Origin of the sequence: Natronospirillum operosum, assembly GCF_004768465.1 — a bacterium.
Taxonomy (GTDB): domain Bacteria; phylum Pseudomonadota; class Gammaproteobacteria; order Pseudomonadales; family Natronospirillaceae; genus Natronospirillum; species Natronospirillum operosum.
This window is the reverse complement of record NZ_SRMF01000010.1, coordinates 71465-95111: the sequence shown is the minus strand read 5'-3', so window position 1 is coordinate 95111 and position 23647 is coordinate 71465. Positions and strand designations below refer to the sequence as shown.

Below are 23647 nucleotides of genomic sequence, written 5' to 3'. Positions count from 1 at the left end.
GCTTGCCCCGCATTGGATGTCAGCGCAATGCGGTGAGCATGGTCACCGGATCTTCCAGATAGCCCTTCCAGCAGTTGCAGAAGCGCGCCATGGTGCCGCCATCAATAACCCTGTGATCACCGGACCAGCTCACCTGCATGATGCGCCGTTCGGTGACGCTGCCGTCGTCTGCGAAGCGGGGCAGCCGCTGTACCCGGCCCAGTGCCACTATGGCGACTTCCGGCTTGTTGATGATGGGCGTGGCCACGGTGCCACCCAGAGCGCCGATATTGGAAATGCTGATGGTGCCGCCCTTCATGTCGTCCTGGCTGAGTCGGCCGTCCCGGGCCAGTGCCGTCAGGCGGTTGACCTCGGCGGTTATCTCCTCCAGAGACAGGGTTTGGACCCGTTTGATATTGGGTACCAGCAGGCCCATCGGGGTGTCGGCTGCCATACCCACATTGATGTCGGCCAGGTAGGTCAGCTCGGTACAGTCGGCGTTGACCCGGCTGTTGAGCAACGGGAAGTCCCGAATGGCCAGTTCCAGCGCCTTGATGATGAAGGGCATCATGCTGAGCTTCAGGTCCTTTTCGGCAAAGCGCGGCTTCAGTTGCTGCCGCAACTGGTCCAGCGCGGTGACATCCACTTCTTCGGCATAGGTGAAGTGCGGGATGGTGCTCACCGAGTCGGCCATCTGCTTCGCCATGGCCGCCCGCACACCCTTGATGGGCTCGGTGCGGTCCGCTGCCGAAGGCACAGTCGCTGTCGCAGGGGCCGCCTGTGGTGCGGCGCCACCCTGATCCAGATACTGCAGAATGTCTTCCTTCAGCACCCGGCCATTGCGCCCCGAACCCGGCACCTGGCTCAGATCCAGATCGTTTTCACGCGCGATTCTTCGGACGGCTGGAGTCGCCAAAACCTTGCTGTTAGTCGACAGTTGACCGTCGACAGTAGACAGCGAGCCCGAGCCAGCCTTGCTTTCAACTTTCAACATTCGACTTTCTACTTTCGACTCCCCGCTCTTCACTGTCTTCTGTCGACTGTCTTCTGTCGACTGGCTTTCTTCGACTTTCGACTTTCGACTTTCAACTTTCGACTCCGCTTTCTCGTCCCCAGCCACTTCAATTTCGAACAGCGGCTCCCCGACCCGGGCGATATCACCCTGCTTGCAGTAGAGCCGGCTGACCGTGCCGGTGTGCATGGCGGTGATCTCGACCAGGGCCTTGTCAGTCATCACGTCAGCGACGGGCTGGTCTTCCGCGATCGGATCACCTTCCTGCACCCGCCACTCGACCAGTTCACATTCCACGATGCCCTCACCGATGTCGGGCAGAATAAAATCGGTTTTCATACCATGTATCTCCGTTCCCGGTGCATCAGTAGTTCAGGCTGGCCTTGATGGCCTCATAGGTTTTCAGGTGGTCCGGCATGTATTCCTTCTCGTGGGCGAGAGGGAAGGGCGTATCCAGACCGGTCACCCGAGTGATGGGCGCCTCCAGATACAGGAAACAGGCCTGCTGGATCTCGGCCGCAATCTCGGCCCCGAAACCGGAGGTTCTGGGTGCCTCGTGATTGATCAGCAGGCGCCCGGTCTTGCACACGGAGTCGGCAACGGTGTCCCGATCCCAGGGCAGCAGGGTACGCAGATCAATGATTTCACAGGACACGCCATCCTGTTCGGCCATGTCCGCCGCCTGTTCCACCACCGGCATCTGGGCGCCCCAGGCGACCAGGGTGATGTCGGTGCCGGTGCGCACCACCTCGGCCTTGCCCAGCGGCAGGGTGTATTCGTCATCACTGACTTCACCCTGCGAGGCCCGGTATAGCTTCTTGGGTTCGAAGAAGATCACCGGGTCCGGGTCGAAAATGGAGGCCAGCAACAGCCCCTTGGCCTGTTCCGGGTTGCGCGGCACCACGATCTTGAGGCCGGGACAATGGGTAAAAAAGGCTTCCGGCGACTGCGAGTGGTAGTGTGCACCGTGAATGCCACCCCCGTAGGGTGCCCGTATGGTCAGGCCGCCGACGTCGAACTCGTTGCCGGACCGGTAGCGGTACTTGGCAGTCTCGTTCACAATCTGGTCGAAAGCGGGGAAGATGTAGTCGGCAAACTGGATTTCGGCCACCGGACGCATACCGGCGGCAGCCGCGCCGTTGGCAAAGCCGACAATGCCCTGCTCGGTAATGGGCGTGTTGAAGCAACGGGTCTTGCCGTACTTTTCCTGCAGGTGACTGGTGGCACGGAACACGCCCCCGAAGTGACCCACATCCTCGCCAAAACAGAACACGCTGTCGTCTTTGGCCATGGCGGTGTCCAGCGCGTTGTTGACCGCCTGCAGCAGATTCATCTTACTCATCGGTCAGCCTCCACGCGGTCTTCCTGTACTCGTCAGGGTATTGGCGAATATGGCCCTTCAGGGCTTCCAGTTGCTCGCGCAGATGCCAGGGGGGTGTCTCGTAGACATCGTTGATCAGGTCTTCCAGCGGTGGCGCCGGTACCTTCTCCGCCTTCTTCATGGCGGTCATGACGGCGGCCCGGTGTTTCTCCCGGGCGGCCTTCTCCTGTTCTTCGTCCCACCAGCCTTTGGCTTCCATCCACTGGCGCATGCGGGCCACGGGGTCCTTCTTGCGCCAGCTGTCTTCTTCCTTGCGGCTGCGATAGCCGCTGGGGTCATCCGAGCTGGAATGCGCACCCAGGCGATAGGTCATGGTCTCGATCAATACCGGCTCGTGCTCTTCCACAGCCAGGCGGCGGGCCTCCTGGGTGGCGAGCAGCACGGCCAGTACATCATTGCCGTCAACGCGAATGGTCTGCATGCCGTAGCCGACACCCCGGGCAGCGATGCCGTCACCGGCATACTGCTCATGTGCCGGGGTGGAAATGGCATAGCCGTTGTTACGGCAGAAGAAGATGGCCGGCACCTTCAGCAGGGCGGCCATGTTCAGGGCGGCATGAAAGTCGCCCTCGGAGGCGGCACCCTCGCCGAAGTAGCAGATGGCGCAGTTCTTCCTGCCCTGCATCTTCAGGGCATGCGCCACGCCGGTGGCCTGGGGGATCTGGGTGCCCAGCGGGGAGGAAATGGTGTAGTAGTTGAGCCGCTTGCTGCCGTAGTGGATGGGCATCTGGCGGCCCTTGCCCAGATCCTGCTCGTTGGAGAAGATCTGGTTCATGAACTCGTCGACGGTGAAGCCCCGAAAGGCCAGAGCGCCCTGTTCGCGGTACTGGGCCAGTATGATGTCATCCGGCTCCAGGGCGGCGGCGCTGCCGATGTCATTGGCTTCTTCACCGGTTTCGGTCATGTAGAAACTGATGCGGCCCTGACGCTGGGAGGCCAGCATGCGCTCGTCGAGCGCGCGGATAAAGACAAAGGTATCGTAGATCTTGAGGGCGAGTTCCTGATCAATCTCAGGGAGAACAGCATCCTTGTAGACCTTGCCGTTCTGCTGCAGCACCCGCAGCGTGGGGATCTTCATCGCATGGCCGCTGATAAAGTGCGGCTTGTGCACAATATCCGCATTGGTATTGCGTTGATCGCTTACATTCATGATAAGCCTGCCTTGTTGTTGTTGACTGTCGGGATCTCCGACAGTGGCTGTTTATCAGCAGCAGCACCGGGATCTTCCGGCTCTGCTCTGTGGCACTAGGGTAGACCAAAACACAGGCAGGGGAACGGGTGAAAGCGGTTTACCGGGGCAAATCCCGGACACGCAGGTGGAAGGCTGGCTTGACAGCAGCCTCAACCGAGGCTGCTGTCAGGGGTGGATGGCTGGGTTTACACTCAGTTCAGCAGGGCGCGGATATAGTTGGGCAGCGCAAAGGCGGCCACATGCACATCCTCGTTGTAGTAGCGGGGCCGGAACTCCGGGTTCTGCCGCTGGACTGCCTGCACCCGGGACGCGATATCGGCTGCCGACTGGCGCCGCAGGGCGGGGTCATCCGTGGCCCAGGCCAGCGTCATGAAACCGCCGACATAGGTTGGCACCGGGGCCACGTAGAAGCTGGCATCCTGATACAGGGGGGTCAGCCGGCGCCAGGTGGTGGTGATTTCGTCACCCTGCAGAAAGGGCACGCCATTCTGTGCCACCATGATGCCGCCCGGGTTCAGACAGCGCTTCTCGTCGGCATAGAAGTCACTGGTGAACAGCACTTCGCCGGGGCCCATGGGGTCGGTGGAATCGGAAATGATGACATCGAAGCGGTCCTGGCACTGGGCTACAAACTCGCGCCCGTCTGCAATCACGATATTGGCTCTGGGGTCGTCAAAGGCACCCTGAGAGTGATTGGGGAAGTACTGGCGGCACAGGTCGATGACGCTCTGGTCGATTTCCACCTGGGTGACCTGTTCCACCTCGGGGTGTTTGAGCACCTCGCGCAGAATGCCGCCGTCACCGCCGCCGATGATCAGTACCCGGCGCGGTTTCGGATGGGCGAACAGCGGCACATGCACCATCATTTCGTGGTAGATGAATTCATCTTTCTCGGTGGTCTGCACAATGCCGTCCAGCATCATTACCCGGCCCAGCGCCGGGGTTTCAAAGATCTGCAGATGCTGATGTTCGGTACGCACTTCGAACAGCAGTTCGGAAGCCTCGAAGGTCTGGGCATAGCCTTCGTACAGCCGTTCGGAAATGGTTTGAGTCATGTATGGTCTCCTCAGTGACCCTCGGGCGGCCAGGCGCCGACTTCCAGCAGCCGGTTGACCATGGCACAGAACAGTTCAGCCGTGCGCAGGGCGTCATAGGCCGCCGAGTGGGCATCGGCATTGTCAAAGGGGATGCCGGCCGCCCGACAGGCCTTGGCGAGCACTGTCTGGCCATAGATCAGACCGGCCATGGAGGCGGTGTCAAAAGACGAAAACGGATGGAAGGGGTTGCGCTTGGCGTCAATGCGTTCGGCGGCAGCCATCACAAAGCCATGATCGAAATTGGCGTTGTGGCCTACCAGCACGGCCCGGGTACAGCCCTGTGCTTTCACCTCTCTGCGGATCAGCCGGAACACCTCGGTCATGGCTTCGCGTTCATCCGCGGCCTCGCGCTCCGGGTGATGCGGGTCAATACCGGTGAACTCCAGCGCTGCCGGTTCGAGGTTGGCACCTTCGAACGGGTGCACGTTGTAGGTGAGCTGTTCCGCCGGGGCGATATAGCCCTCTTCGTCCATATCCAGCAGGACAGCGGAAATTTCCAGTAACGCATCGGTACGGGCGTTGAAGCCGGCCGTTTCCACATCCACGACTACGGGGAGAAAGCCGCGAAAGCGGTGGGCTATGACCTGATCATTGGGGTCTGTCACATCGCCTTCCATCCTGAGTGTGCCCCAATGGTAGAGCGGTGGCAGGAAATCGCAAGGACGATCTGCCACCGCTGTGTGGGTGGTGCATTCTTCAGATACGGAAACGCTTCAGTTGTTGCTCCAGTTCATCGGCCATGGTCTGCAGACTCTGGCTGGTCTCGGAGATCTGCGTGGTGCTCTCCGTGGTCTGTTCGACCGACTGGGCAATGCTGTCCATGTTGCGATTGACATCATTGGCCACTGTGGCCATTTGCTCGGCAGCACTGGCCAGTTGCGTGTTGATGTCGGTCAGTTCCTCCATGGACTGGCGGATGGCCACCAGTGTCTGCCCCGACTGGTTGGCCTGCTCGATGGTGGCCGCAGCCTGCTCCTGACCTCTGTTGATGGTCTCCACGGCCTGGTTGCTGCCGTCCTGTACGCGCCCGATCTTGTCGCTGATTTCCTGCGTCGAGGTCTGGGTGCGGCTGGCCAGAGTACGTACTTCGTCTGCCACCACGGCGAAGCCGCGCCCCTGCTCGCCGGCGCGGGCGGCTTCGATGGCAGCGTTGAGAGCCAGCAGGTTGGTCTGCTCGGCGATGCCGCCGATCTCTGCCGTCACCTGACCGATTTCTTCACCGTCCTTGGCCAGCCGTGACAGCACCTCCGACAGCTCACTGACATTCCCGTGCAGGGTCTCGATGGCGCGGATGGTTTTCTCGACCGAGTCATGGCCTTCCGTCACCCGGGTTTCAGCTCCCTTGGTGGTCTGTGCTGCCGAAGCCGCATTGGTGGCCACTTCCTGCGTGGTGGCGGACATCTGGTGCACGGCGGTGGCCGCCTGTGCGGTTTCATCATGCACACTGGCCATGATGGTGCGGGTTTCCTCTGAACTCTGGGCCAGCGAGGTGGCCTGTTCCAGCAGCGTGCCCGAGAGCGACTGCAGATTGGAGACCAGATCACGCAGTTGCGCGGTCATGCGGCTGATGGCCGCCAGCAGGCTGGTCTTGTCGCCGGCCCGCAATGGAATCTGGACGGTAAAGTCACCCTCGGCCACCTGATTGACTATGCTGACGGTGTCGTGCACATCTCCGCCAAGGTGGCTCAGTACCCAACGGCGCACGTAGTAGGTGGCGCCGATCAGAGCCAGAATCAGCACCGCAACCACCAGGGCGAACCGCAAGGCCAGCCCCCAGGTGATGTCGGCCACATCATCGACATAGATACCGGTACCGATTAGCCATTCCCATTCGGGGTCGTAGGTGACAAAGGACAGCTTGGTGAAGCGCTCGTCAGTAACGCCGCCACCGGCCAGAGGCCGCGGCCACTGGTATTCGACAAAGCCTTCACCAAAGCGGTTGACCACATCCACAAAGGCTACGAAAAGGTTCTCGTTGTCCAGTCTCTCTGTGGTGCGTCCATCGAGATCACGTGCCAGGGTGGCGTAGTAGAAGTTGCGGCCGTCGAGTATTTCTCCGTCCAGGCTGGGCACGGTAGGGTGCATGATCATTCTGGGGTAGGGCTGCCCCATGTCGTTGATCCAGAAATACTCGATGGTGTCATAGCGCAAACTGCGGATGGCATCGCGCGCCAGACGCTGGGCGTCCTCATCGCTCAGGTCGCCGGAGGCGACCTGGGACTGATAGTGATCGATCAACCCCAGGGCCAGGTCCATCACGGCAACGACTCGATCCTCGCGACCTTGCATGACCCGTTGTTCCAGTGTGGTAATGGCGAGGCCGCCGACGATGAGCAGACCCACCAGGGCCAGAACGGGGACAATCAGCAGATGGCTGCCAATGGTGTTGAGTTTCATATGTGGCACTCCGCAAAAGTACTTCGTTATTACGGCCGGGTATTGACCCATTGTGGCGCCATCACACCAGGCAGATTGTTATTGTTTTGGTTATCGGCTTGCGCTGTCTGGGTCTTGAGTAATTTTAGACCAGTGTACGACTAAAGGATATTGAGACGAGTCAGTTCTGGCCATGATTTGTGGTGGACCCGGTGCGCCCATGCGCACCGGAAAAGGAATGCGGGACCGGATCAATCCCGCTGGTAGGTACCGACCAGGCGGTTCATGCCGATGATATGGGGCTCCGCCTGCTGCAGAAATTCCCATTGGGTCAGGCCGGGCTCGAGGTCCAGATTCTGGTTCAGGGCCAGAATCCAGAAATAGTAGCGATGCAGGCCGTGTCCTTCGGGTGGCATGGGGCCGCCATAGCCGACATGGCCGAAGTTGTTCTGTCCGGGCGTCCCAGCCTGGGTGGCCTCTTCCAGCGAGTTGGTGCCGGCCGGCAGGTTGTACAGCACCCAGTGTACAAAACCGTAGGTGCCATTGGCTGACACCAGTGGCGCATCCGGGTCATGACAGATCACGGCAAAGGACTGGCTGCCTTGCGGTGTCAGCGTCCAGCGCAGAGGGGGTGAGGTGTCCTCGCCATCGCCGGTATGGCGGGTGGGAATGGTCTGCTTGTCAGCAAATGCAGGGCTGCTCAGCGTGATGTCCGAGAGTGCAAAAGGCATGATCAAACCTCCTCGTTCTTCCGTTGAATGTTGTGTCTTGTCAGCATCAGCATAGTTCAATGTATCCGTCACTGCAGGGCCTACGGGCATGAGAGCGGAGCATTCAAGTTCTGGCGCGAATGGACGCTACAACGGATACTGATGTAATTGATTGTTGAACTGTTTCGAATGCTGACACTCTGGAGCGTCTGTCGCATGCCCAAATCCCGAGTTTACTGTATCTGTGGTACTGGTCTGGTAGCCGCTGCGCTGTTGTTGTCAGCGCCGCTGGGACATGCGCGTGCGGTGGAATACGGTGCGGGCCTGCAGAATACCATGTGGCTGCTGGAGGGTGATCGGTTCGCCTGCGAGTTTCGGCAGCCCATTCCGCAGTATGGCGAGGCCGTGTTCTATCACCGGGCGGGCGAGGATCTGGAGTTCTTTATCGAGACGCCCTACAACCGCATGCAGGCAGGTTATGCCGCGCTGGCGGTGGAAGCACCGAGCTGGCGCCCGGCGGAAATGGTACGTGACCTGGGCTATGTGCAGGTTCGAGACAGTCAGCGACCGCTGGCCGTGGGCACGGACCGTGCGCTGGCCATGATCGCCGGGCTTGAAACCGGCCTGTCGCCCACCTTTACCCGCCAGGGCCGGGGCATGAACGGGCCGGTGCGGCTGCGGGTGTCACCGGTCGGGTTCAGGAACTATATCGAAGAGTATCGGCAGTGTATTACCCAACTGCTGCCGGTGAACTTTGATCAGGTTGAGCGCAATGTGGTCAATTATGACACTGGCGTTGACTCGCTGACCCGGCAGCAGCAGGCCATGCTGAACAATGTCGTTACCTATATTCTCAATGATGACAACATTGTTGCAGTCTATGTGGAAGGTCACAGTGACAATCAGGCGACCCGTTTTGACGGTCGCCGCCGGTCCGAACGGCGGGCGCTGCGGGTGCGGGATTATCTGGTAGACCGGGGCGTGGACCCGCAGATGATACTGGTGGACTACCACGGTGACCGCTACCCGGTAGCCAGCAATGACACTGCCGAAGGCCGCGCGCAGAACCGCCGCACCACCATTCGCCTGGAGCGCGTCGACCTCTCGCTCGAATGATCCGATATGCCTCTGTAGCGAGGGACGCAAGTCCCGATGGGCGGCGCAGCCGCCCTTCATACGAGGCCCTGCGGGCCCCAATCGGGACTTGCGTCCCTCGCTACAGGAAGGTTGGGAGCCACGGTTGGAGTCGCCTGCCAAGCAACCCAAGCCCCGACAAACGAGCTGGCACTGGCCACCACCGCGCCGCTGCAGTAGAGTCTGACTGCACTTGGCTCATAGGACTCGTCATGACTCGGACCATCAATTTCCCCTTCTCCGTTGATTCCACACCCACCTTCCCGGAAGCCCCACCCGAGGCCTGTGATGTGGTGGTGATCGGTGGCGGCATTGTCGGGGTGATGACAGCCTGGTTCCTGGCCCGGCGCGGGCTGAAAACGGCCCTCTGTGAAAAGGGTCGCATTGCCGGCGAGCAGTCATCGCGCAACTGGGGCTGGATTCGCCAGCAGGGCCGCGACCCGCATGAGCTGCCCATCATGGTGGAAGCCAACTGCATCTGGCAGGAACTGGCCGAAGAATGCGGCGAGCGTCTGGGTTTCCGTCAGACCGGCATCCTGTACCTGGCCAACAGCGAGCGCGAACTGGCGCAGTATGAAGACTGGCTGCCGCACGCCAAAGCCAATGGCATCGACAGCCGCATGCTGTCCGAACAGGCACTTGCCGACCTGATGCCGGAGGCCAGGCTGCGCTGGCCGGGTGCTCTGCATACACCCAGCGATGCCCGGGCCGAACCCTGGCAGGCAGTGCCGACTCTGGCGCATGCGCTGTCCCTGCGGCCCGAGGTCAGCCTGCATGAGGGCTGTGCGGTACGGGCGCTGGATACTCAGGGCGGCGAGATCTGCGGGGTGGTCACCGAAAAGGGCCGCATCCGCTGCAGCCAGGTGGTGCTGGCCGGGGGCGCCTGGTCGTCACTGCTGGCGCGGGCCCATGGGGTCAGCTTTCCGCAGCTGTCGGTCAAGTCGACCGTCGGTGCCACGCACCCGCTGCCCGAGGTGCTGCGCGGTGGCGTCGCGGAGGAGGATTTCGCTGTGCGCCGGCGCGAGGACGGCGGCTATACGCTGGCCCATGGCACCTATAGAGAGCTGTTTATCGGGCCTGATGCCTTCCGGCACCTGAAAGCCTATTTTCCGCTGATTCGCAGTGCCCATGGCGGCACCGGCTTCCACCTGAAAGCCGCTGCCGGTTTCCCGGATGCCTGGGGCACGCCCCGGCGCTGGTCCGCTGACGAAGAGAGCCCGTTCGAGAAGCAGCGCATTTTGAACCCGCCGCCCAACATGAAACTGCTCGACAGCATGGCGACGCGCTTTCACGAGATCTTTCCCCAACTGCCCAAACCCACCTTCAGCAAGGCCTGGGGTGGCATGATCGACACCATGCCGGATACAGTGCCGATTATCGACCGCATCGAGTCCGTGCCGGGGCTGACTGTCGCCACCGGCATGAGCGGGCATGGGTTTGGCATCGGCCCCGGTATCGGACGAGTCGTGGCCGACCTGGTGGCGGGCAGCGCAACCGGCTACGACCTGAGTCGATTCCGCTACCAGCGTTTTGCACCGGGTCAGCCCATACAGGTCAGCCCCGCGTTCTGACGTTTCGGGGCTTGCTCACGCATTCAGGCCAGGGCACCCATGCGTGGCCAAGGGCCACCGCCTACAAACAAACCATCCGTTGAGTTGCTGCAGACGGCTCCGTACAATAACGCGCCTATATCATTGAGCAGCAGGAGCCCCCGCATGTCCGATATCAAGAAGGTCGTACTCGCCTACTCAGGAGGCCTGGACACCTCCGTCATCGCCAAATGGATTCAGGAAACCTACAACTGCGAGGTCGTCACCTTCACCGCGGACCTGGGGCAGGGCGAAGAAGTCGCACCGGCACGCGCCAAGGCCGAAGCGCTGGGCATCAAGGAAATCTACATCGAGGACCTGCGCGAAGAATTCGTGCGTGACTACGTCTTTCCCATGTTCCGCGCCAACACCATCTACGAAGGCGAATACCTGCTCGGCACCTCCATCGCCCGGCCGCTGATCGCCAAGCGCCTGATCGAGATCGCCAACGAAACCGGCGCCGATGCCATCTCCCACGGGGCCACCGGCAAGGGCAACGACCAGGTGCGCTTCGAACTGGGCGCCTATGCGCTAAAACCCGGCGTCAAGGTGATCGCCCCCTGGCGCGAATGGGACCTGACCAGCCGCGAAAAGCTGATGGCCTACTGCGAGCAGCACGACATTCCAGTCGACTTCAACAAGCAGGGCAAGAAGTCTCCCTACTCCATGGATGCCAACCTGCTGCACATCTCCTATGAAGGCGGCATTCTGGAAGATCCCTGGGCCGAAGCCGAAGAAGACATGTGGCGCTGGTCGGTCAGCCCCGAAGCGGCGCCAGATCAGCCCGAGTACATCGAACTGACCTACGAGAAGGGCGATATCGTTGCCATCGACGGCAAGAAGATGACCCCCGCCGAAGTGCTGACCTACCTGAATGAAGTGGGCGGCAAGCACGGCATCGGCCGTTTGGATATCGTCGAAAACCGCTATGTCGGCATGAAATCACGCGGCTGCTACGAAACCCCAGGCGGCACCATCATGCTGCGGGCACATCGCGCCATCGAATCCCTGACGCTGGACCGCGAAGCCGCCCACCTGAAAGACGAACTGATGCCCAAGTATGCCGAAGTCATCTACAATGGCTACTGGTGGAGCCCCGAGCGCCTGATGCTGCAGGAAATGATCGACGCCTCCCAGCAGACCGTGAACGGCGACGTTCGCCTCAAGCTCTACAAGGGCAATGTGATCGTCGCCGGCCGTCGCTCCGACGACAGCCTGTTTGATGAAAGCATCGCCACCTTCGAAGACGATGCCGGCGCCTACGACCAGAAAGACGCCGAAGGCTTCATCAAGCTGAACGCCCTGCGCCTGCGCATCGCCGCCAGCAAGGGCCGCAGCCCGCTGAAACTGAAATAGGGCACTCGCAAGGGCTGGTTGCCCCTCTGGCAACCAGCCCTTATTGATGCCGACAGACATGAATGTCAGGCGGCAGTGCCCCAGTTGGCGCTCAGGACATCTTTGAGCTCTTCTTGTACAGATGAAGTAATGCTACCTGAGTCATCAGATGCTTCGGATGGTGAAAAGGCTGCCATGGCACTGACCAACTTTTCGATCTGAGCAGTGGTCGCCACAGAGTCACCTGCTTTCAGTTCGGCTAATTGCCGATCATTTCTTCTGAACCAGTCATCGATGCGCACAGTCTCCTCCGTGTGCAGAAGGTCAATCAGCAGATGGTTGCCCGATCGGCTCAGCCATATTTGGCTGGGATCGGCATTTTCGAAGACGGCCTTGTCCGAGGCAGATCCAACCTGAACGCTGGCTCCGTCAACATTTTCCTTGAACAGGAATGTATCAGTACCCGAGCCCCCATAGAGCTGGGAGTCGGAGGCCGCAACGAGCAGGTTGTCCCCGGACTCGCCATAGAGCCGCGCCCCCTCGGCGCCGATCAGGGTGTCATTGCCGCCACCGGCGTAGAGCCGGTCGTTCTTGCCGGCGATCAGGGTATCGTCCCCATTGCCACCGCGCAGTGTATTAACCCCTTCATCATGACCTACCATATGATCCACGCCGCTGTGGCCATTGAGCGTCTGGTCACCCGGGTTGGCTTCGCTGTAGACCACCTGGGCCTGCAGCCACTCCGATATATCCAGGGGTTCACCGTCGGCGAACTGGATCTGGGCGACTCGATAACGATGGTTGTCGAACCAGCGGTTCATGACGATGCGCTGGTCCCCGTGCACGAAGTGCAGATGACTGCCATGGCGCTCAAGGCGCAGATCTTCGGCCTTGATACCGTCTCCGAATGACAGGGTGCCAGCGTCCTGATTACTCCGGTTGTTGTGACGGATGGTGGTGGTGAGCACTTCACTGCCGATCTGGTAGGTGTCACTGCCCGAACCTCCTTGGAGCTGGGAGTCGGTGGCCGCGACGAGCAGGTTGTCCCCGGACTCGCCATAGAGCCTCGCTCCCTCGGCGCCGATCAGGGTGTCATTGCCGCCGCCGGCGTAGAGCCGGTCGTTCTTGCCGGCGATCAGGGTGTCGTCCCCATTGCCACCGCGCAGTGTATTAACCCCTTCATCATGACCTACCATATGATCCACGCCGCTGTGGCCATTGAGCGTCTGGTCACCCGGGTCGGCTTCGCTGTAGACCACCTGGGCCTGCAACCACTCCGATATATCCAGGGGTTCACCGTCGGCGAACTGGATCTGGGCGACTCGATAACGATGGTTGTCGAACCAGCGGTTCATGACGATGCGCTGGTCCCCGTGCACGAAGTGCAGATGACTGCCATGGCGCTCAAGACGCAGGTCTTCGGCCTTGATGCCGTCTCCGAACGACAGGGTGCCAGCGTCCTGGTTGTTCCGGTTGTTGTGACGGATGGTGGTGGTGAGGACATCACTGCCGATCTGGTAGGTGTCACTGCCCGAACCCCCATGGAGCTGGGAGTCGGTGGCCGCGACGAGCAGGTTGTCCCCGGACTCGCCATAGAGCCTCGCTCCCTCGGCGCCGATCAGGGTGTCGTTGCCGCCGCCGGCGTAGAGCCGGTCGTTCTTGCCGGCGATGAGCAGGTCATCGCCAGCAGTACCTCGCAGGCTGCCAGTCTCTTGCGGCTCTCCGGTAATGATCTGGCCGCCAGAATGGCCCGCCATCCAGTTCTGCACAATTTCAAGGTCACTCGAGTCTCCCGCCAAGGCATCGGTAAAGGCTGTCATCAACCACTGGTCGCCTTCAAACAGTGTTGAGCTTATCAAGTTTGCCAGCTCAGGTGACAAATCATGGTTTTGTGAGATCTCGAGCATTGAGGCAATAGCAGCATGCTTGTTGGCATTGTTGTAGGGGTTGATACCTTCAATTACGCTTATGTAGTCACTCAACAGGGCTGCAGACTGGTCTGGGTGGGAGAGCATCCTGTCGACAAGAGCTTCCGTCGACTGATCGAAATGGCCAGTCCAGGTTTGCAGTTCTTCGTTCCAGGTGAAGTCAGCCTCCGCAAAGATGTCTGACAGATGCGACTGCATCATCAGTTGACTGTAGACTACGCTTGCCCATTGATTGAACTGTCCATGGAACTGTTCCGCATACTGCCTTCCGGTCCCTCTTGGACCGCCGATTGAATGGCCGGTAAAGGCTTCCAGAACCCCAATTTTTCGACCGTCGACAAAGTCATACCGGTTGCCGAATTTTGTTTTATCGTCTTCTGTCTGACCCGTCCATTCGTACAGAATATCTTCAATCAGTTCTTGCCGTCGCTCTGAGTTGGTTTCTTCCGTGAATTGTTTTACCAGTACCTTCAGGTTTCCTGTTTCATCCCTGACCATCGCCTGGTGCAGTGAATGGGCGGTCCCGTAACCTTGCATGTCGGGCAGTGCTGCGATATCAGCAGAAACATCGAGCTCCTGCTCCTGGGTCAGCGTCGGGTCCTTGTGGAACCAGATATCGACTGCATCTCTCTGTATGCCATCGACCGTTGTAAAATGACCCCACTGCCTGAATTCGTTGCCATGCTCGTCAGTATGGTTGCTGGTTGAGTACTCCAGAGAAATACTGGCGATACCCAACTCGGCGAGAGTAAACAACTCACCGCTGTCACTGACACCATCCTGATCCAGGTCTACCCAGACACGGAGTTCGGAATAGATACTGTCCTGAGCGTCAATAACACCATCACCATTTTCATCAAACTCCGCCAGAGCTTCAAAGCCATTCGCGGCAGTAGTGCCGGACCCGAGCTCTGTCCAGTTACCGAACAGTTCGGTGCCATCGTTGATGATGCCGTCGCCGTTACGATCCAGTACAAGAAAACCCTGGTCCGGAGTAATCCAGCCCGTTTGTTCACGGAAGCCGTTGCCGTTCAGATCAAAGTGTATTTCTTCATCCAGGCCCGTGGTATCAATAGCCTCACCTTCAAGGTTCAGAACAATTGGACTGCCAGGAATGGGGCCAGGATTTGGCGGAGGAGGCGGAGGGGGAGTGAAGAAGCTCCCGCCGGAACCACTGCCACCGCCGGCTCCGGCCCCACTTGAGCTACCACCAGTGCCACCGCCTGAGCTGCCACCTGATTCGCCACCGGAATCACCGCCTGACTCGCCACCGGAATCACCGCCTGATTCACCACCGGAATCACCACCAGACTCGCTGCCTGATTCACCACCGGAATCACTACCAGACTCGCTGCCCGATTCACCTCCGGAGCCACCACCGTTTGACTCTTCGCCTGCTTCCTCTTCACTCTGGTTGCTGTCTGCCTCTTCTGAATCTGAATTATCTTGTAGTATCTCTCTCGCTCCTTCTGTGTGTGCTGAGACCGCTGCCTCAAAGAGTTCGATTCTTTCCTCCTCAGTGAGAGGCGGGAGATCCCATGCCTCCAGTCCCTCCTCTAATTCCGCTACCAGTCTGTTGATGTTGTAGTGGTATGCCCATAGCGTCGCTGAGGCTGTTGCCACCTCTTCAATTGAGCTCCAGATGGATGTCACCCTAGAGGGGCCACTGTCGTCCAGAGCGATGTTGCTGATAGACATCATGTCATCGAGCAATTCGTTTCCGGTAGAGCCTCCGCCGGTAAGTGCGCGGGCAAATACTCTTCCCTGCTTCTGGGCTTCGGCCTGAATTTCTGTTAACTGACTTCTGATAAGGCTTTCTTTTGTGTGTTTCACGATTTCATTTCCTTATGTGTTTGTTTCAATTAATAGTTAATTCTAAAGTATTCATTTAGTTGTGAGACGCAGTCAGAATCGTATAGATCCAGTTCTACTAATGCTTTTATCTTGTCTATATTTTGATTCCTCCCAATGTCAATTTCAGGGTTTATTTGAGAGAGGGTTAATTTGCTAAGATCTCCGTCTTCATACTTTCTTGTGGAACAGAATGACATGATGAATGACTCAATAAATGTTACTTCATGGTATTCAAAGTCTATGTCAGAATAGTTGTCTATCAATATCTCCATCATAGCGGCATAGTCACTTCTTTGGGTTTCTGTTTCAAGAAAACCGGAGTCAAACCAAGATAGTGATCGTAGTAAAAGCTCTAAAGATAGAGTGTCCCCTTGGTCTGGCCTGTAGCCCAGTTCAAAAAGTATCTCTATACTCTCCAGGTTCCCCGTTAATATGAAATAATCCATGATGCTAAAACGCCCCGACAACAGTTGAGGCCTGAGGTCAACATGTCTTCCAATTGAATTCCATATATATGTGGTTTTATCAGTGATGTCACTAATCCCCTGATAGTTGAGGTTCTCGATTGGCAGTTCGCAATCCCCCACATAAACGGTTTCCGATTCTATGTCTATCTGAACGTGTTCCTCGTGATCTGGAGATGTTGTGCAGTCCACTCCATATCGGTCGGTGTCGGCTTTCAGAGCAAGTGCTCCGACCAATGAGGTGAAGATAGCAATAGCCAGAGTGTTCAATATTGCGGTCAAATAGCGAGTCATGGCGGAAGAGTCCTTGTTGGTCATTGTGTTACTGGCACCCTGTTGGCCATGTTGTCATGGTACTGGCTGGCAAAGTCGGCGAGGTTGTTGTGTGGGTTGGACATAACGTCTCCTTGTTTCTCATTCGCGTGGGTTTCGTGTTTTCCTTACTACAGTTGGGTACAGTATCTATGAAAAGGAGCTTCCCAATTGGAATAGCGCTAGGGTGCTATATTGCCAGTGTGCTCGATTGTCGCCTCTACAAAGGTTATTACAGCCTCATGTAGTTGAGGCCAGTCCCTGTATGCCATGTTATTTGAGCGCAAAGAGTAGGAAACGCCAGAGGCATGTATTTGGCCATGAAGAATGCAGTTGAGAGCTATATCATGGCACGTGATAAAAATATCCTTATTGTTGCTAGATATATATACGTAGAGAGTTCTTTCATGTCTTTCTCTCATGGATGGCGAGCTGATTAATACATCGTATTCTGTGGTGGAAAGATATTCGTCATGGGTTAGGGAGAACAAGTCTCTAGTCCCGGCGAAAGTGTCAGGGGCATATTGGTTGGATATATGAAGCCGATAATAGTGATTGTCTGTTTCATCGCAGCGTATCAACTCAGGAAAGCACAGGCCTACACTTAAACGCAGGTTCTCTTCGTCTGTGCCCGGCTCTCCGGGCACCTGAACCACGCAATCCGGTGACAGATTGAAATAATGAGCAGGGTCTTCCACCGCTGTACCGTATTGCTCCAACGGGGGTTCAAGACAGGCTATTGTCTGACCTTCTTCGCTGAAGGCCGTTGTCCCCAGACCGAGCAAGGACAGCAAGCCGGCCAAGATCAGCGTTAGTACGGATAGTGGTGTGTATCTTTTGAGGACGGTCATGTTTTTTCCTTGGTACAGTTCCTGTCTGATTTGGATTAGCGCTCTCGACCTGTTTCATCCAGCGCGGACAGTATGGGCGCGGCAAAAAACTCGATCAGCCGTCGTTGCCCAGTGGTGACCTCGGCGCTCAGGGTCATGCCCGGTGCCAGACTGACTTCCTTGCCGCCCAGGTCGATATAATGTTGATCCAGTTCAATGCGGGCCAGGTATCTGGGACCGGCGTTCTCATCCACGATGGCGTCATTGGAAACACTGGTAACTGTCCCCGGAACTGTGCCGTACCGGGTAAAAGCAAAAGCGTTCAGTTTCAGTGAAGCGGATTGCCCTTCGTTGACAAAGCCGATATCACGGTTGTCGACCCAGACTTCAGCTATGACCCGCTCCTGACTGGGAATGATTTCGAGCAGCGTCTGAGCTGGCTGGACTACGCTGCCGATGGTATTGACTTGCAGGTTGTGGATGATGCCGCTGACCGGGGCTCGCAACACCTGTTGCTCACTCAAGGAGGTGGCCTTCACCAGTTGTTGTCCCAGATCCTCAAGTTCTGCTTCCAGAGATTCCTGCTCGGTCAGTGATCTTTCCAATGCATCAGTCCAGAGCTGTCTCCGCTGATGTTCGATTTCTTCAATTTCCGCTTCCAGCTGAATCAATCTCAAACGGTCGCCTTCAAGTTGGCCATCCATCTGAATAATTTCACGCTCCATGGCGATAAGCTCTACTCTGGGTGCCATATCGCGCTCATTCAGAGCCTGTATTGCACTGGCATGCTCTGCCAACAGTGGCTGAGTCTGCTCAAGTCGCTGTACTGTTGCAGAGGTTCTTGAGTATTCCAGTTCGCGGGCCCGCAGGCGTTGCGCCAGGCCCGCATCCATAACCAGCAGGGCCTGATGCCGGCTGGAAAGCAAGGCATCCTCTGTCTCGAGTTGTATCTGAGCAGGTTCGGAAGACTCGTTGGTTGACAGGCCGAGTTGCAGGAATTCAGTCCACAAGGTTTGTCTTTGCAGGCGCCGTTGTGTCAGTTGCCGGATATCCTGCAATCGAGTGACTTCGGCCTGTGTCTCAGTGCCGTCCAGAGTAACCAGCGGTTGGCCAACCTCGACCAGAGAACCATCCTCTATATGAATCTGTGCCACTCTCCCCATTTGCGAGGGTTGAACGATATTCGTGCGCCCTTTGGGTACCAGTTGGCCCTCTGTGACGGCGACGACATCGACACGTCCCACGCTTGCCCAGGCAACCGCGCTAAGGAAAAAAGCCATGATTGACCACAGTATGCCCCGTGCCACACGGCTCGGCGGTGCCTCTTCGAGTGCTATAGCCGCAGGTTTGAAGTCATTGGCGATGGGGTCAACTGCTTCCCTCTTGCGGCGGCCGATTGTTGGCAGGCGAGCCATCATGATGTCTCTCCGGCGGCGGCAAGCATGGCTTCGTGTCGACCTGAATCTGCGGTGCCACTTTGCAGTGCGTGCAGATGAGCATAGATGCCACGCTTGGCCAGGAGATGCTTGTGGTCTCCGGTTTCCACAATGCGCCCCTTGTCCATCACGACAATCCTGTCCGTATGGCGCACAGTGGAAAGGCGATGCGCGATGATGATGACGGTTCGTCCCTTTGCGATCTGGGCCATGTTCTGCTGGATGATTGATTCTGATTCATAATCCAGTGCACTCGTTGCCTCGTCGAAGATGAGGATCCTGGGATTGGTCAGCAGTGCTCGGGCGATGGCGATGCGCTGTTTCTGGCCCCCTGACAGCAACCCAGCCTGTTCACCGGTGGGTGTGTCATAGCCCTGAGGCAGCTCAAGAATAAAGTCATGCGCTCCTGCCAGCTTGGCTACGTTGACAACACGTTCGATGGGGGCACCGGGGTCAGCCAGGGCAATATTGTCTCGGATGGAGCGGTTGAACAGAAAACTGTCCTGCAGAACAACTCCCACTTGTCGGCGCAACCATGAAGGGTCGATCATGGCGAGGTCGATGCCGTCAACCAGCACCCGCCCTGAATCTGGCGCGTAAAGGCGCTGAACCAGTCGAGTCAGTGTGCTTTTGCCTGAACCTGAGCGACCGACAATCCCGATGCTCTGACCGGCTGGTATTTTCAGGGAGATGTCGTTAAGTACCGGGGGGCGGTTTGGGTCGTAAGCAAAGGTGACGTGATCGAAGTTGATTTCACCTTTCAGGTCCGGGAGTGAGGTGCGGTTGGGGTCGTGCCCGGGTTCGACCGGTGAGTTCAGGATGTCACCCAGCCTCTGCAGAGAGATGCCGGTTTGTTGAAAGTCCTGCCACAGTTGGACCAACCGCAGTATGGGGCCGCTGATGCGCCCGGCGATCATATTGAATGCGATCAGCATACCGATGGTCATGGCGCCCTGCATGACCAGGCCTGCACCCACCCAGAGGATCAGAACAGTGATCACCTTGTTTATAAGGTTGGCGACCTGGTTTGATATATTGCCCAGATTCCTGGCCTTGAACGATGCACTGACATAGGCAGCCAACTGGCCCTCCCACTTGCGTTGCATCAGGGGTTCAACGGCCATGGCTTTCAGAGTGTCCATCCCGGTTACCGACTCGACAACAAAGGCCTGATTGTCAGCCCCCCGTCGAAACATATCCTGAACGCGTGAGCGTAATACCGGAGTGATGATTGCTGACAACAGGACATAGCAGGGAATGGAGGCGAGAACTACCAGCGCGAGCGTAACGTTGTACAGGAACAAGACGGCGAAGAAGACAAAGGTGAAGAGAACATCAATAATGAGCGTGACAGAGGACCCTGTTATGAACTCACGAATGGTGTCCAGTTCACGGACTCTGGCGACGGTATCGCCGACACGCCGGGCTTTATAGTAGCTTACCGGCAGCTTGGTCAGATGGCTGAACAGCTTTGACCCCAGTACGACATCGATGCGGCTGGTGGTATGGGACAGCACATAGGTGCGCAGACCATTCAACAGCACATCGAATGCGGATACTGCCAGGAGGCCGATGGCCAGCACATGCAATGTAGTTCGCCCTTCATGTACCAGTACCTTGTCAATCATCACCTGAAAGAACATCGGCGTAATGAGCGCAAACAACTGCACAAAAAGGGAGGCAAGCAGAACCTGCTTCAGCAGGTTCTTGTGCTTCAGAATGGAAGGCAGAAACCATTTGAGGCTGAAGCGCTGCGCTGTATCAAACAAGGTCTGCTGACGGCTGACCAGAATGAGATCGCCGGTCAGTTGATCTGCAAGGCTGTCCAGCGCCAGAGTGTCTGGCTGACCGGTCTGCACGTCATGCACCAGCACCTTGTCGCCGTCTGTACGGGCGATGATCAGCAGGTGGCCGGATTGATGCAACGCCAAAGCGGGCAAGGGTAGTTGTTGCAACTGATCAACTCGTGCCCTGAATGAGCGCGCCTTTAGCCCCAGTTGCCTGGCGGCCTGAACAACATCAGCCAGCTCGTATGTTTGCTCGGGCTTGCCGATCGTGTGCCTGATCTGCTCCGCATCAGCCGCGACGCCATGAAATCGAGCGACCAGTGCCAGTGCTTCCGGAGCAGACAGGAGTTGTGGAGGTTCCATGCCATCGGTGTCCCTGATTCCCTTTAATCTGGATGCGGCCGCTATTCAGGTTGTAAACCCTGTAATTCCTTTTGACCGGAGTTGATAGCCCTCTCACATGTGGAGTGGCTACCGCAGGCTCCAGGGCATTGTTCTGGCGCCTGCCTGAAAAACCATATTTCAACTCTGCATGCCTGGGAAGGCTCAGAACGAGAAAACAACCGCGACATTCAGGATATGTGAGGAGGGTCTCATTTTTCTTTATCCCTGGGTTCAGTCTGATGAGCAGGCTGAATATCAACAGAGTCTGCGCATGGCCTGGTTGCCGTCATTGCGCTAGTATCAGGGTCACAAGAAGATGCCAGCAGGCTCAGGATGAGCCTGCCTCTGCCTGAGGATTGACCCTGCCGATGAAGAAAACCGGTGTTCTGATCTCAACCCTGTCCCTGTGGTGGCTGCTGACCGGGTTTTATCTCGTGGAACCCAAAATCATCAATGGGGAGGATGTCACTGATCCTCCTTCCTACATCGTATTCATGGAAATAGATTTTTCCGGCACCTTCACGTTCAAGTGCGGTGCCAACTATATCGGCAATGGCTGGGTGCTTACGGCCGCGCATTGTGTATTTGATGACCATTCTCAGACCAAAGCCAGGCGAGTCCGGTTTACTTTCAACTCGCCCGGTGGCGATCACACTCAGGTGCCTGTTAGTCAGAGGGTCGTGTCGAGCCAGATCGAGATATTTCCAGGCTACGAGAGCTTGTACAAGGATGCTGCGCTGGTGTTTGTCGGGGACAATGTGCCTGCGGGTGTCGAGCCGGTTCGTCTGGCCACAAAGAGGCAGAGTGATCAGTGGGTAAACAGTAGGGAAAAGGTTATTGCCTACGGTTGGGGACAGACTGAATCCGGCGTCCAGAGCTCAACTTCAGACATCCTCCAGGGGGTAACCTTGACCCTGGAAAGTGAAGCCAGCTTCCTGACGACGGATATCAGTGACGCCCAGCGCGTCTGGAACTCGTGGAGCGACTATGTGGTATTTGCCGGTGCGTTCGACGATGGGGATGCTTGTCAGGGTGACAGCGGTGGACCATTGGTATATGAAGGAGGGGCAACTCCTGTTCTGGTAGGTCTGACCAGTTTCGGTTTTTCTGGTGATTGCAATGAAACTGAGATACCTGCGGGCTATACACGTGTTGCTGCAATCAGAGACTGGGCATTGTCAGGCCCTGCTTTGTACTCCGTCCAAGAACACGTCGTCTCCCGCCGCGTCAACGAAACCACCGGTGCCTTTTCACCTCTGTTCCTGCTGATGCTGGTGTTGTTTCTGCTGGTGGCGGGGCGCCGTCGTTTCGCACGCCCCTGAGCGTCGGCTCGGCGGTCAGAGCTGGAACAGCGGCGGCAGCACTATGGCGGGCGCTTCCGGTTCCAGGCCGGGCAGCAGGGTGTCCGACTCATCTTCGGATGGGAACATCCAGCGCAGCAGGTCGTAGTAGCGGCGGATATTTTCCACATAGATGACGGGCTCGTCGCCCCGGGCAAAACCGAAGCGGGTGTGGCGGTAGTATTCGGGGTCGCGCAGCAGCGGCAGGTACTGGCGCAGTTCGGCCCAGTAGTCGGCGCTCTCGTCCAGTGCGGCGGCAATGCGCCGGGCGTCCATCACATGCCCCATGCCCACGTTGTAGGCCGCCAGTGCGAACCACATGCGATCCGGGTCCTGTATATGGTCGGGCACCCGGTTGTGCAGCTCGGCCAGGTAGCGGGCGCCGCCCATGACGCTCTGTTGGGGGTCGAGCCGGTTGCTGACACCCAGGTCACCGGCCGTGCGCAGGGTCAGCATCATGATGCCTCTGACCCCGGTCGGTGAAACCGCATTGGGCCGCCAGTGTGATTCCTGGTAGCCCACGGCAGCCAGCAGACGCCAGTCCAGCCCGCTTTCTTCGGCGGCATTCTGGAAGTAATCCCGCAATGGCGGCAGGCGCTGGTTGACGTGGCGCTCGAAACGGCGGATGCCCACGTAGTCGAACTCGCGCAAATGTCCCAGGTGTCGGTCCAGCACGATTTCCAACTGGCCGGACTGCTCCAGATCATCCAGAAACCGGTTGGCCGCATGGCGCAGCGAGCCATCCCGGTTGGCATAGAACTGCCAGGCTACCGGCTGCGGTGCGGAAATATCAAATGCATGGCGCAGGCTGGGGTAGTAGGGTCGATAGTAGGCATGATCGTTGGAGTCGATCACGGCATAGTCCACTTCGCCATTGCCCAGTGCCTGCAGCAGGGCTTCGGTGGTACCTTCGAAGGCGACGATATCCAGTGGGGGGTCCGAGTTGAGCGCGCGCAGGGCCCGGTACTGGGGCGTGTTGGCGCGCACGGCTCCGGTCAGGGTCGCCAGTTCATTCAGGGTCTGCACCTGGTTGCGCTTGTAGACCACTTGCTGCAGTACATCCATATAGGGCCGCGAGTAGGCCATGTCCGGCGGGCCAGCCTGACTGGCGGGCACAACAATGCCACCGATGGCCATGTCGGCCAGGCCCAGGCGCAGGGCCCGGCGCAGTTCTTCGGTGCTGTCTGCGGTGTGGAAGCGCAGGTCCACATCAAGATGGTTGGCGAACTGGTGCGCCAGAGACATTTCCAGCGTATCGCCCTGGGCATTGTAGTGCCGGGGGTCGTTCAGGGTGACCACACGCAGCACGCCTTCGCGCTCTATGCGCTCGACATGACTGACCCGGGAGAACCCCAGCAGGAGGAAAGCCAGTACCAGCAGACCGACGAAAGCCCAGATAGCACCTCGACGGATCAATCTCTGACGAACCAAAATATGCATACGGGCAATGAAAATTCCGGGCTGATTCAGTATGATACCGGCGCTCTATCGCAACTCCGGCTGCGCG

General features: G+C 58.1%; 17 protein-coding genes. 4 read left to right on the top strand and 13 right to left on the bottom strand.

All coding sequences use genetic code 11. The features are described from left to right. Nucleotides 1-19: 19 nt before the first annotated feature. The 7 genes from E4656_RS17290 to E4656_RS17260 form a co-directional block, all read right to left on the bottom strand. Nucleotides 20-1330: a 2-oxo acid dehydrogenase subunit E2 gene (locus tag E4656_RS17290; protein WP_135484566.1), complete on the bottom strand. Its 1311-nt coding sequence runs from the start codon at nt 1328-1330 to the stop codon at nt 20-22. A gap of 25 nt (nt 1331-1355) precedes the next feature. After that, on the bottom strand, nt 1356-2333 hold the full coding sequence (locus tag E4656_RS17285; RefSeq protein ID WP_135484565.1) for an alpha-ketoacid dehydrogenase subunit beta: 978 nt from the start codon (nt 2331-2333) through the stop codon (nt 1356-1358). Beyond that, nucleotides 2326-3522 (bottom strand): thiamine pyrophosphate-dependent dehydrogenase E1 component subunit alpha, encoded by a 1197-nt coding sequence (locus E4656_RS17280; protein ID WP_135484564.1) that lies wholly within the window; start codon nt 3520-3522, stop codon nt 2326-2328. Before E4656_RS17280 ends, E4656_RS17285 begins: the two co-directional genes overlap by 8 nt. Before the next feature lie 233 nt (nt 3523-3755). Then, complete coding sequence (speE, locus tag E4656_RS17275) at nt 3756-4619, bottom strand: polyamine aminopropyltransferase (RefSeq protein WP_135484563.1); 864 nt, start codon at nt 4617-4619, stop codon at nt 3756-3758. A gap of 11 nt (nt 4620-4630) precedes the next feature. Beyond that, a complete protein-coding gene (gene rnt / locus E4656_RS17270) occupies nt 4631-5278 on the bottom strand; it encodes a ribonuclease T (RefSeq protein WP_205849257.1) in 648 nt (215 codons plus the stop codon). A 79-nt stretch (nt 5279-5357) separates the two neighbouring features. Continuing rightward, on the bottom strand, nt 5358-7058 hold the full coding sequence (locus E4656_RS17265) for a methyl-accepting chemotaxis protein (RefSeq protein WP_135484561.1): 1701 nt from the start codon (nt 7056-7058) through the stop codon (nt 5358-5360). Between the two features lie 230 nt (nt 7059-7288). Next, nucleotides 7289-7768 (bottom strand): YbhB/YbcL family Raf kinase inhibitor-like protein, encoded by a 480-nt coding sequence (locus E4656_RS17260; protein ID WP_135484560.1) that lies wholly within the window; start codon nt 7766-7768, stop codon nt 7289-7291. A 195-nt stretch (nt 7769-7963) separates the two neighbouring features. Between E4656_RS17260 and E4656_RS17255 the strand changes: the two genes are divergently transcribed. From E4656_RS17255 to E4656_RS17245, 3 genes are all read left to right on the top strand, one after another. Beyond that, nucleotides 7964-8863: a flagellar protein MotY gene (locus tag E4656_RS17255; protein WP_135484559.1), complete on the top strand. Its 900-nt coding sequence runs from the start codon at nt 7964-7966 to the stop codon at nt 8861-8863. A gap of 230 nt (nt 8864-9093) precedes the next feature. Continuing rightward, a complete protein-coding gene (locus E4656_RS17250; RefSeq protein WP_135484558.1) occupies nt 9094-10452 on the top strand; it encodes an NAD(P)/FAD-dependent oxidoreductase in 1359 nt (452 codons plus the stop codon). A 144-nt stretch (nt 10453-10596) separates the two neighbouring features. After that, nucleotides 10597-11826, top strand: a complete 1230-nt coding sequence (locus E4656_RS17245; protein ID WP_135484557.1) for an argininosuccinate synthase — start codon at nt 10597-10599, stop codon at nt 11824-11826. 65 nt (nt 11827-11891) lie between these two features. Here the strand turns inward: E4656_RS17245 and E4656_RS17240 are convergent, their stop codons facing one another. The 5 genes from E4656_RS17240 to E4656_RS17220 form a co-directional block, all read right to left on the bottom strand. Continuing rightward, a complete protein-coding gene (locus E4656_RS17240; protein WP_135484556.1) occupies nt 11892-15566 on the bottom strand; it encodes a calcium-binding protein in 3675 nt (1224 codons plus the stop codon). A gap of 29 nt (nt 15567-15595) precedes the next feature. Then, nucleotides 15596-16369 (bottom strand): hypothetical protein, encoded by a 774-nt coding sequence (locus E4656_RS17235; protein ID WP_135484555.1) that lies wholly within the window; start codon nt 16367-16369, stop codon nt 15596-15598. A 176-nt stretch (nt 16370-16545) separates the two neighbouring features. Next, nucleotides 16546-17214: a hypothetical protein gene (locus tag E4656_RS17230; RefSeq protein ID WP_135484554.1), complete on the bottom strand. Its 669-nt coding sequence runs from the start codon at nt 17212-17214 to the stop codon at nt 16546-16548. A gap of 35 nt (nt 17215-17249) precedes the next feature. Beyond that, a complete protein-coding gene (locus E4656_RS17225; RefSeq protein WP_135484553.1) occupies nt 17250-18611 on the bottom strand; it encodes an HlyD family type I secretion periplasmic adaptor subunit in 1362 nt (453 codons plus the stop codon). Beyond that, nucleotides 18608-20779 carry a type I secretion system permease/ATPase gene (locus E4656_RS17220; RefSeq protein WP_135484552.1) on the bottom strand — a complete coding sequence of 724 codons (2172 nt, stop codon included), beginning with the start codon at nt 20777-20779 and terminating at the stop codon, nt 18608-18610. The genes E4656_RS17225 and E4656_RS17220 overlap by 4 nt, the downstream gene beginning before the upstream one ends. Before the next feature lie 389 nt (nt 20780-21168). On the opposite strand from E4656_RS17220, the gene E4656_RS17215 reads away from it, so the two are divergent. Then, the gene (locus E4656_RS17215) at nt 21169-22122 is read left to right on the top strand and encodes a S1 family peptidase (protein ID WP_135484551.1); all 954 of its coding nucleotides are present in this window, start codon (nt 21169-21171) and stop codon (nt 22120-22122) included. Between the two features lie 15 nt (nt 22123-22137). On the opposite strand, the gene mltF is transcribed toward E4656_RS17215, so the two are convergent. Then, nucleotides 22138-23580, bottom strand: a complete 1443-nt coding sequence (gene mltF, locus E4656_RS17210; protein ID WP_135484550.1) for a membrane-bound lytic murein transglycosylase MltF — start codon at nt 23578-23580, stop codon at nt 22138-22140. Nucleotides 23581-23647: the final 67 nt, after the last annotated feature.

Excerpts from the sequence above, each read along its gene's own strand:
- E4656_RS17250 (WP_135484558.1), top strand. The coding sequence starts at position 9,094 with ATGACTCGGACCATCAATTTCCCCTTCTCCGTTGATTCCACACCCACC.
- rnt (WP_205849257.1), bottom strand. The coding sequence starts at position 5,278 with ATGGAAGGCGATGTGACAGACCCCAATGATCAGGTCATAGCCCACCGC.
- E4656_RS17235 (WP_135484555.1), bottom strand. The coding sequence starts at position 16,369 with ATGACCAACAAGGACTCTTCCGCCATGACTCGCTATTTGACCGCAATA.
- E4656_RS17245 (WP_135484557.1), top strand. The coding sequence starts at position 10,597 with ATGTCCGATATCAAGAAGGTCGTACTCGCCTACTCAGGAGGCCTGGAC.
- E4656_RS17260 (WP_135484560.1), bottom strand. The coding sequence starts at position 7,768 with ATGCCTTTTGCACTCTCGGACATCACGCTGAGCAGCCCTGCATTTGCT.
- E4656_RS17230 (WP_135484554.1), bottom strand. The coding sequence starts at position 17,214 with ATGACCGTCCTCAAAAGATACACACCACTATCCGTACTAACGCTGATC.
- E4656_RS17225 (WP_135484553.1), bottom strand. The coding sequence starts at position 18,611 with ATGATGGCTCGCCTGCCAACAATCGGCCGCCGCAAGAGGGAAGCAGTT.
- E4656_RS17290 (WP_135484566.1), bottom strand. The coding sequence starts at position 1,330 with ATGAAAACCGATTTTATTCTGCCCGACATCGGTGAGGGCATCGTGGAA.
- E4656_RS17285 (WP_135484565.1), bottom strand. The coding sequence starts at position 2,333 with ATGAGTAAGATGAATCTGCTGCAGGCGGTCAACAACGCGCTGGACACC.
- mltF (WP_135484550.1), bottom strand. The coding sequence starts at position 23,580 with ATGCATATTTTGGTTCGTCAGAGATTGATCCGTCGAGGTGCTATCTGG.
- speE (WP_135484563.1), bottom strand. The coding sequence starts at position 4,619 with ATGACTCAAACCATTTCCGAACGGCTGTACGAAGGCTATGCCCAGACC.
- E4656_RS17265 (WP_135484561.1), bottom strand. The coding sequence starts at position 7,058 with ATGAAACTCAACACCATTGGCAGCCATCTGCTGATTGTCCCCGTTCTG.
- E4656_RS17280 (WP_135484564.1), bottom strand. The coding sequence starts at position 3,522 with ATGAATGTAAGCGATCAACGCAATACCAATGCGGATATTGTGCACAAG.
- E4656_RS17255 (WP_135484559.1), top strand. The coding sequence starts at position 7,964 with ATGCCCAAATCCCGAGTTTACTGTATCTGTGGTACTGGTCTGGTAGCC.
- E4656_RS17215 (WP_135484551.1), top strand. The coding sequence starts at position 21,169 with ATGAAGAAAACCGGTGTTCTGATCTCAACCCTGTCCCTGTGGTGGCTG.
- E4656_RS17220 (WP_135484552.1), bottom strand. The coding sequence starts at position 20,779 with ATGGAACCTCCACAACTCCTGTCTGCTCCGGAAGCACTGGCACTGGTC.